At 45.3% G+C, this 8,269-nt stretch carries 8 protein-coding genes and 1 tRNA gene; 2 read left to right on the forward strand and 7 right to left on the reverse strand.

Annotation, left to right across the window (positions count from 1 at the left end; translation table 11 throughout):
• The first annotated feature begins 83 nt into the window (after positions 1-83).
• The gene (locus FRX57_RS05830) at positions 84-1,637 is read left to right on the forward strand and encodes an ABC transporter substrate-binding protein/permease (RefSeq protein ID WP_146567621.1); all 1,554 of its coding nucleotides are present in this window, start codon (positions 84-86) and stop codon (positions 1,635-1,637) included.
• Positions 1,637-2,377, forward strand: a complete 741-nt coding sequence (locus tag FRX57_RS05835; protein WP_146567623.1) for an amino acid ABC transporter ATP-binding protein — start codon at positions 1,637-1,639, stop codon at positions 2,375-2,377. The genes FRX57_RS05830 and FRX57_RS05835 overlap by 1 nt, the downstream gene beginning before the upstream one ends.
• A gap of 46 nt (positions 2,378-2,423) precedes the next feature.
• On the opposite strand, the gene FRX57_RS05840 is transcribed toward FRX57_RS05835, so the two are convergent.
• From FRX57_RS05840 to FRX57_RS05870, 7 genes are all read right to left on the reverse strand, one after another.
• Positions 2,424-3,311 carry an SPFH domain-containing protein gene (locus FRX57_RS05840; protein ID WP_425472614.1) on the reverse strand — a complete coding sequence of 296 codons (888 nt, stop codon included), beginning with the start codon at positions 3,309-3,311 and terminating at the stop codon, positions 2,424-2,426.
• A 104-nt stretch (positions 3,312-3,415) separates the two neighbouring features.
• Positions 3,416-5,080 (reverse strand): DAK2 domain-containing protein, encoded by a 1,665-nt coding sequence (locus tag FRX57_RS05845; protein WP_146567628.1) that lies wholly within the window; start codon positions 5,078-5,080, stop codon positions 3,416-3,418.
• A gap of 1 nt (position 5,081) precedes the next feature.
• On the reverse strand, positions 5,082-5,444 hold the full coding sequence (locus tag FRX57_RS05850) for an Asp23/Gls24 family envelope stress response protein (protein WP_146567630.1): 363 nt from the start codon (positions 5,442-5,444) through the stop codon (positions 5,082-5,084).
• Between the two features lie 135 nt (positions 5,445-5,579).
• Entirely contained in the window at positions 5,580-5,768 is a 189-nt protein-coding gene (gene rpmB, locus FRX57_RS05855) for a 50S ribosomal protein L28 (protein ID WP_135029489.1), read from the reverse strand.
• A gap of 160 nt (positions 5,769-5,928) precedes the next feature.
• Positions 5,929-6,810, reverse strand: coding sequence for a class II fructose-bisphosphate aldolase (locus FRX57_RS05860; protein WP_146567632.1), 882 nt, complete (start codon positions 6,808-6,810; stop codon positions 5,929-5,931).
• Between the two features lie 150 nt (positions 6,811-6,960).
• A tRNA-Leu gene (locus FRX57_RS05865) sits at positions 6,961-7,046 on the reverse strand.
• A 351-nt stretch (positions 7,047-7,397) separates the two neighbouring features.
• Positions 7,398-8,269 (reverse strand): Rib/alpha-like domain-containing protein (locus FRX57_RS05870; protein WP_146567634.1); only part of this gene is annotated, 872 nt, incomplete at its 5' end.

Genomic DNA, 8,269 nt, shown 5'->3' on the forward strand with positions numbered 1-8,269 from the left:
TGAATAATTCGCCTAAATTGTATTGAAATTTTCTAACTTTTCTTGTAGAATGGTTATAATTTTAAGGAATAGGAGATTTTACTATGAGAAAATCACTTTTAGCCTGCCTGGCGGTGATTGGGATTCTATTCGGAAGCCTGACTACCGTTCGTGCAGATGAGTTTCTCCGTGTCGGGATGGAAGCCGCCTACGCTCCCTTTAACTGGACACAAGAAACTGATGAGAACGGAGCTGTTCCCATTGAGGGCACCAGCCAATATGCCAACGGTTACGATGTCCAAATCGCCAAGAAAATCGCTGACAGTTTAGGAAAAAAACTCTTGGTTGTCAAGACATCTTGGACTGGTTTGATTCCAGCCTTGACCTCAGGCAAGATTGACATGATTGTGGCTGGTATGAGCCCTACCGACGAACGTAAACAAGAAATCGCCTTTTCAGAAAGCTACTACACTGGCTCACCCGTTATTGTGGTTAACAAGGACGGTGACTTTGCCCAAGCCAAATCTCTCGAGGATTTTGCCGGTGCTAAACTAACCGCCCAACAAGGAACCTTCCTCTACGGTATCATCTCACAAATCGAAGGGGTCAACCAACAAACAGCCATGGGAGACTTCTCACAAATGCGTCAAGCTCTCCTCTCAGGTGTCATTGACGGTTATGTGTCTGAACGACCAGAAGCCCTATCCGCTGAAACCGCCAACAGTAAATTCAAGATGATTAACCTCCAAACCGGTTTTGAAGTCTCAGAAGCTGACGCCAGCATTGCTGTTGGGATGCGTAAAGACGACAACCGCCTTGGTAAGGTCAACGACGTTTTAGCAACCATTTCTGACAAGGACCGTCTGGCCCTCATGGACAAGATGATTGCCGAGCAACCTGTTGAGGAAAGCACTGAAGAAACTGGTTTCTTCAACCAAGTCTGGTCTATCCTGACTAAAAACTGGCAACAATTCCTACGTGGTACTGGTATCACCTTGCTGATCTCTATCCTAGGAACTGTTATCGGTACCGCCATCGGTCTTTTAATCGGTGTCTTCCGTACTGCATCTAAGGCTGCCAATAAAGGGCTTGCCTTGGTCCAAAAAATCGTGGGCTGGTTGATTAACATCTATATCGAAGTCTTCCGTGGCACACCGATGATTGTACAAGCCATGATTATCTACTATGGAACTGCCCAAGCCTTTGGCATTTCCATTGATCGCACCCTAGCAGCCATCTTCATCGTCTCCATCAACACAGGGGCCTACATGAGTGAAATCGTTCGTGGTGGTATCTTCGCTGTTGACAAGGGCCAATTTGAAGCGGCTACTGCTCTAGGGATGAACCATTCGCAAACCATGAAAAAAGTGGTCTTGCCACAAGTTATCCGTAATATCCTACCAGCAACTGGTAATGAGTTTGTCATCAACATCAAAGACACCTCTGTCTTGAACGTGATTTCGGTTGTGGAGCTCTATTTCTCAGGAAATACTGTCGCTACCCAAACCTACCAATACTTCCAAACCTTTACCATTATTGCTGCCATCTACTTCGTCCTCACCTTCACGGTGACCCGTATCCTTCGCTACATTGAACGTCGCATGGATACTGATCACTACACGACAGGTGCCAATCAAATGCAAACGGAGGTGCTCTAATGTCTGATATTATTCTAGAAATCAACCATCTCAAAAAATCCTATGGACAAAACCAAGTCCTCAAAGACATCTCCTTGCAAGTCAAGAAGGGGGAAGTGATTTCCATTATTGGTAGCTCTGGATCTGGGAAATCAACCTTCCTACGCTCTATCAATCTCTTGGAAACCCCAACCGAAGGACAAATTCTCTACCATGGTCAAGATGTCCTCGCCAAGGGCTATGACCTGACCACCTACCGTGAAAAACTAGGCATGGTTTTCCAATCCTTCAACCTCTTCAACAACCTTAACGTTCTCGAAAATGCTGTCGTTGCTCAAACCACCGTTCTCAAACGTGACCGAGGTGAAGCTGAAAAAATCGCCAAAGCCAATCTTGAGAAAGTTGGCCTAGGCGAGCAATACTGGAAGGCCAAACCAAGCCAGCTCTCTGGTGGTCAGAAACAACGTGTGGCTATCGCTCGTGCCCTCTCGGTTGACCCAGAAGCCATCCTCTTTGATGAGCCAACCTCAGCCCTTGACCCAGAAATGGTCGGTGAGGTACTTAAAACCATGCAGGACTTGGCAAAATCAGGGCTAACCATGATCATCGTCACCCATGAAATGGAATTCGCTCGTGACGTGTCTGACCGGGTCATTTTCATGGATAAGGGCGTCATTGCCGAACAAGGCACCCCTCAACAAATCTTTGAAAACCCACAAGAAGAACGCACCAAAGAATTCCTCCAACGTTTCTTGCGTTAATAAACACCAAAACCACTCGGTTAATTGACCGAGTGGTTTTTCTTGATTATTTATTAGCCTTGAGGGCTGACAAAACCTGGGCCCGAATGTCCGCTACCCCATCTGGGGTGTTGGGCAAAAAGATGGTTTGATTGCCCTTGCTGGCAAAGGTATTCAGTGTGTCCAAATATTGGTTAGTCAAGAGGATGGACATGATTTGTTCTTCGTTCAGACTAATATTGGCTTCTTTGAGTTCTTGGATAGAGTCTGCTAGACCATCAACAATGGCCTTACGTTGTTGGGCAATACCAACCCCGTGTAAGCGATCTTTTTCAGCTTCGGCTTCTGCGGCAGTGACAATCTTAATCTTGTCCGCATTGGCCAATTCTTGGGCTGCGACACGTTTACGTTGGGCCGCATTGATTTCATTCATGGATTGTTTGACTTCGGCATCTGGCTCAACCTTGGTAATCAGGGTTTTAACAATGATATAACCATAAGTGCTCATCTCCTCAGCCACCTGATGTTGGACTTCAAGAGCAATTTCATCCTTTTTCTCAAACAGCTCATCCAAGGTCAACTTCGGCACAGATGAGCGCAGAGCGTCCTCAATGTAAGAACGAATCTGCTCCTCTGGTCGCATGAGTTTGTAGTAGGCATCAGTGACATTGCTTTCATTGACCCGATATTGAGTGGCAATATTGAGCGTCACAAAGACATTGTCATGGGTCTTGGTTTCAACGACCAACTCTGTTTGAAGTAAGCGGAGCTGAACACGGGCAGCAATCCGGTCAATCCCCAAAGGGAGACGAAAATGAATCCCACTCTGCTGGGTCGCCTGGTATTTACCAAAACGTTCAATAATGGCTACCGTTTGCTGACGAACCACATAAAGACAACTCAAAAGCAAACCAAGGATAAAAAGAATAGGACAAAGAAGAATGATCAGCGTCATGATATTTAGCATGGTAAAACCTCCTTTTTCTTTATCTTACTACTTTGATACAAAATTAGCAAGTAAAAAAGCAAATGCTTTCAGAACACTTGCTTTTATCAATCTTACTCCACACTCATCAGGTAAGGATAGACAGGCTGGTCTCCTTGATGGATTTCTACCTCTACATCCTCGTAGGTTTCTTCTAGGTAGTCAGCCACTGTTTGAGCCTGCTCTAGACTACCTTCCTCACCCACATAAATGCTGACAATCTCACTGTCTTCATCAATCATCTCAGCAAAGGTCGCCCGCAAGGCCTCCTCCATGTCAGGCCTTGACACGACAATCTTGCCATCAACCATGCCCAAGACATCCTGTTCATGAATTTCAAGCCCATCAATGGTGGTATCACGAACAGCCATGGTCATGCTACCGCTAACCACATCAGCCAAGCTCTCTGTCATGGCTGCAACGTTGGCTTCCAATGATTGGCTAGGGTTAAAGGCCAAGAGACTGGTAAAGCCCTGAACAACAGTCTTGCTCTCAACCACAGCCACTGGTAAATCAACCACATCAGCTGCTGATTGGGCCGCCATAAAGATATTTTTATTATTTGGGAGAATAATAACCTGCTTGGCATGAACAGCCTCAATGGCTTTGACAATATCCTCTGTTGATGGGTTCATGGTTTGGCCACCAGAGATGACATAATCCACCCCTTGTGATTTGAAAATCTCAGCCAAGCCCTGACCAGCAACAACTGCAATCAAGCCATAATCTTTCAATTCTTGGGGTTGGGCTGCGACAGCTTCCTTCTCCAGCTGGGCCTCATGTTGCTCACGCATGTTATCCACCTTGACCTTGACCAAGGAACCATATTTGAGCCCCTCTTGCATGACAAGACCTGGGTCCTCAGTATGGACGTGAACCTTGACGATTTCATCATCATTGACCACCAACAGGGAATCACCCAAACCACTCAAATAGCCTTGGAAGTCATCATAGTTAAATTCCTTGACATAGGTCGGACCTTGACCAAGAGCCACCATGATTTCTGTACAGTAACCAAAGGTAATCTCTTCTGTCACCACATGACCTGCTACTGATTGATGATGGGTAGCATTAATCATTTCAGACATGGTCGCAGGGGTCGCTTGGAAATCTTCAGACACCAAGTACTCACCCGTCAAGGCTGACAAGAAGCCTTCGTAGATAAAGACCAGTCCTTGACCGCCGGAATCAACAACACCAACCTCTTTCAAGACCGGCAGCATGTCTGGGGTCTTAGCAAGAGCAATCTTAGCTCCCTCAAGGGCCGCCCGCATGACCTCAATGGCATCAGTTGACGTTTCTGCCTTTTTCATGGCACCGACAGCAGCCCCACGAGAAACGGTCAAAATAGTTCCCTCGACAGGCTTCATAACAGCCTTATAGGCTACTTCAACACCTGATTGGAAGGCCTGAGCCAGGTCTTTACCGTCAAGCTCTTCCTTATCCTTAATCGCTTGACCAAAACCACGGAAGAGTTGTGACGTGATAACGCCTGAATTCCCACGAGCTCCCATCAACAATCCCTTGGACAGAATCTGGCCGACCTCACCAACAGTAGCCGCAGGCTTGCTTGACACTTCCTTGGCACCATTGTCCATGGTCATGCTCATATTAGTCCCTGTATCTCCATCTGGCACAGGAAAGACATTCAATGAATTGACATATTCAGCCTGCTTACCCAAACGTGTTGCTGCCGCCTGGACCATTTCCTGAAATAAACTTGTTGTAATTGTTGACATCTTACTCTCCCACGACCTTAATGTTTTGTACATAGACATTGACCACATCAGCCGAAATGCCCAGTTGGTGTTCAAGATTGAAAGCGACTCGTTCTTGAATATTTTTTGAAACTTCACTAATTTTAACACCGTAGCTCATGACGGTGTAAACATCTACCGTAATCCCCTGCTCCGTAGAGGTGACCACAACCCCTTTGCCATAGTTCTCCTTGCGCAAGAGGGCTTGGAAATTATCCTTGATGGCACTCTTGCTAGCCATACCAACCACGCCGAAAATCTCCGTTGCCGAAGCTCCCACAACAGTGGCAATCACATCATCTAAGAGTTCGATTTGGCCATCTTTTGTATTGATTTTTACTGTCATACTTCCTACCTCAAATCCTTTTATTATTTCATTTTATCATATTATTAAGGACTTGTAAAAAAGGAGATGGCCTAACTTCCGCCCCCTTTTCTCAGACAATAGAAAAAGCTAAGAAATCTCCTAGCCTTTCTTCTATTAAACGCGTTCTACTTTACCAGATTTAAGTGCACGAGCTGAAACCCAAACTTTTTTAGGCTTACCATCGATAAGGACAGTAACTTTTTGAAGGTTTGGTTTAACGGCACGTTTTGTTTGGTTCATAGCGTGTGAACGGTTGTTTCCTGAAACAGTCTTACGACCAGTAAAATAACATACTTTAGCCATGTGTTTTCCTCCTCATTTGATCAAATGTTACGGATGTGCTAGCACCACATACCATAGCATTATAACACATTTAAGGGACCTTGACAAGAGGAATTGCTTGTTTTTCTTGGCTTTTTACCATGAAAAAAGACCTCCCATAGGAAGTCTTTTACGTCTATGATTAAGCCTTACCAGCTGAACCAAAGACATCAATACGCTCTTCAACAGCTTCTTGAACGGCCTTGATACCAGGTGCCAAGAATTTACGTGGGTCAAAGAGTTTCTTCGCATCGTAGTCAGCTTCGTTAGCATTGTAGTCTGCAGCAAATTGACGTGTTGCGTTTGAGAAGGCGATTTGACCTTCTGTGTTAACGTTAACCTTAGCCACACCAAGACGGATAGCTTCTTGGATTTGCTCGTCTGGAATACCAGAACCACCGTGAAGAACGATTGGGAAACCTGGTAGGGCATCTGTCAATTTCTTCAAGTGGTCAAGGGCAAGACCTTCCCAGTTTTCTGGGTATGGACCGTGGATGTTACCAATACCAGCTGCCAAGAAGTCAATACCTGTTTCAACCATTGCTTTAGCGTCTTCGATTGGTGCCAATTCACCCTTACCAACGATACCATCTTCTTCACCACCGATAGTACCAACTTCAGCCTCAACTGATACACCTTTAGCGTGTGCCAAAGCAACCACTTCACGAGCTTTCTCAAGGTTTTCTTCGATTGGCAAGTGTGACCCATCAAACATGATTGATGTGTAACCTACTTCGATACACTCAAGAGCATCTTCGTAGTGACCGTGGTCAAGATGGATAGCAACTGGTACAGTGATTCCCATTGACTCAACAAGAGTTTCGATCATCACCTTAGCCAACTTGTAACCACCCATGTACTTAGCCGCACCCATAGACGTTTGGATAAGAACTGGAGCTTGCTTAGCTTCTGCTGCACGCAAGATAGCTTGAGTCCACTCAAGGTTGTTTGTGTTAAATCCACCAACAGCATAACCGTTGTCACGGGCTGCTTGGACAAATTTTTCTGCTGAAACGATTGCCATTTAATCAGGCCTCCTCTAATATTTTGGGTTTCCCCTTTTACATGTTCATTCTATCACATTTTATAAGAAAATTCTAGTCTTTACCGTTAATTTAAGCGTTTTCAGATATTTTTGCCATATAAAAAGCCGAGCACAAGCTCGACTTCACTTTGCGGAGAGTGGGACTTGAACCCACACGACCTAAAGCGGTCACAGGATCCTTAGTCCTGCGCGTCTGCCAATTCCGCCATCCCCGCTAACAACATCTACTATATTATCACTTTTCTAAGTAAAAGTCAATAGGTTAACTCTCTTTTTTTCATTTTTCGCCCTTTCTGTCTCGACAGCTAAGGCCTCATTCTCTGCTAAACTAGGTCCAGAACCCCCTCTAAACGTTCCGACAAGCCTAAGAAACCCCATCTTTGTCATTGCTCTTGGATAAACTGTCTCCCCTCTCTACTGCATCTGAACGCTTTTATTGAAGCAAGCGAGCAAGCTTCTGTCAGTTAAGATCTTCCTTTCTACAACTAAAAACACCCCCCACTAAGTGGGGAGTGTTCTTCTGTCTTAATGTCAATCGGAGAATCAACGTTTAAGAACTGTTAGGCTTAGTCCTCTTTACGACGACGTTTACCTGCAAGACCAAGTGAAGCAAGGATCATGCCAACACCTGCCGCTGTCGCTGCCGCATTGCTTTCAGTACCTGTAGATGGCAAGACATCCATCTTAGCACCTGATTGAGCTGCTGGCGCTTGGCTTGCTGCTTTGGCTGCTGGTGCCGCTGGAGCTTTAGCTGCTGGGCCTGCAACTGGTTTGGCAGCTGGAGTCGCTGGCTTATCAGCTGGTTTACCTGGAGTTGCTGGTTTAGTATCAGGTTTCGCAACTGGTGTGACGATAACTGGTACTTCAACTTCTTCAGTTGTTCCGTCTGGATACTCAACGATAACCGTTACTGTTCCTTTATTTCCTGGTGTGTCTGTTCCTGGGATTGATGATGGGTCTTTCACAGTTACTTTAGCACCTTCTGGAATACCTTTCACTTTGTCAGTGATATCTTTCTCAGTGATTGGTGTTCCTTCTGGAACGATAACTTCTTCAGTTGTTGGAGTGTATTTATCCTTATCTGGAGTTGGTTTCGCAACTGGTGTGACGATAACTGGCACTTCAACTTCTTCAGTTGATCCGTCTGGGTACTCAACGATAACCGTTACTGTTCCTTTATGTCCTGGTGTGTCTGTTCCTGGGATTGATGATGGGTCTTTCACAGTTACTTTAGCACCTTCTGGAATACCTTTCACCTTGTCAGTGATATCTTTCTCAGTGATTGGTGTTCCTTCTGGAACGATAACTTCTTCAGTTGTTGGAGTATATTTATCCTTGTCTGGAGTTGGTTTCGCAACTGGTGTGACGATAACTGGTACTTCAACTTCTTCAGTTGTTCCGTCTGGATACTCAACGATAACCGTTACTGTTCCTTTAT

This window comes from Streptococcus cuniculipharyngis, from assembly GCF_007859195.1.
Taxonomy (GTDB): Bacteria; Bacillota; Bacilli; order Lactobacillales; family Streptococcaceae; genus Streptococcus; species Streptococcus cuniculipharyngis.

Coding starts and splice junctions, on each gene's coding strand:
- FRX57_RS05860 (WP_146567632.1), bottom strand. CDS start 6,810: ATGGCAATCGTTTCAGCAGAAAAATTTGTCCAAGCAGCCCGTGACAAC.
- FRX57_RS05835 (WP_146567623.1), top strand. CDS start 1,637: ATGTCTGATATTATTCTAGAAATCAACCATCTCAAAAAATCCTATGGA.
- FRX57_RS05845 (WP_146567628.1), bottom strand. CDS start 5,080: ATGTCAACAATTACAACAAGTTTATTTCAGGAAATGGTCCAGGCGGCA.
- FRX57_RS05840 (WP_425472614.1), bottom strand. CDS start 3,311: ATGACGCTGATCATTCTTCTTTGTCCTATTCTTTTTATCCTTGGTTTG.
- FRX57_RS05830 (WP_146567621.1), top strand. CDS start 84: ATGAGAAAATCACTTTTAGCCTGCCTGGCGGTGATTGGGATTCTATTC.
- rpmB (WP_135029489.1), bottom strand. CDS start 5,768: ATGGCTAAAGTATGTTATTTTACTGGTCGTAAGACTGTTTCAGGAAAC.
- FRX57_RS05850 (WP_146567630.1), bottom strand. CDS start 5,444: ATGACAGTAAAAATCAATACAAAAGATGGCCAAATCGAACTCTTAGAT.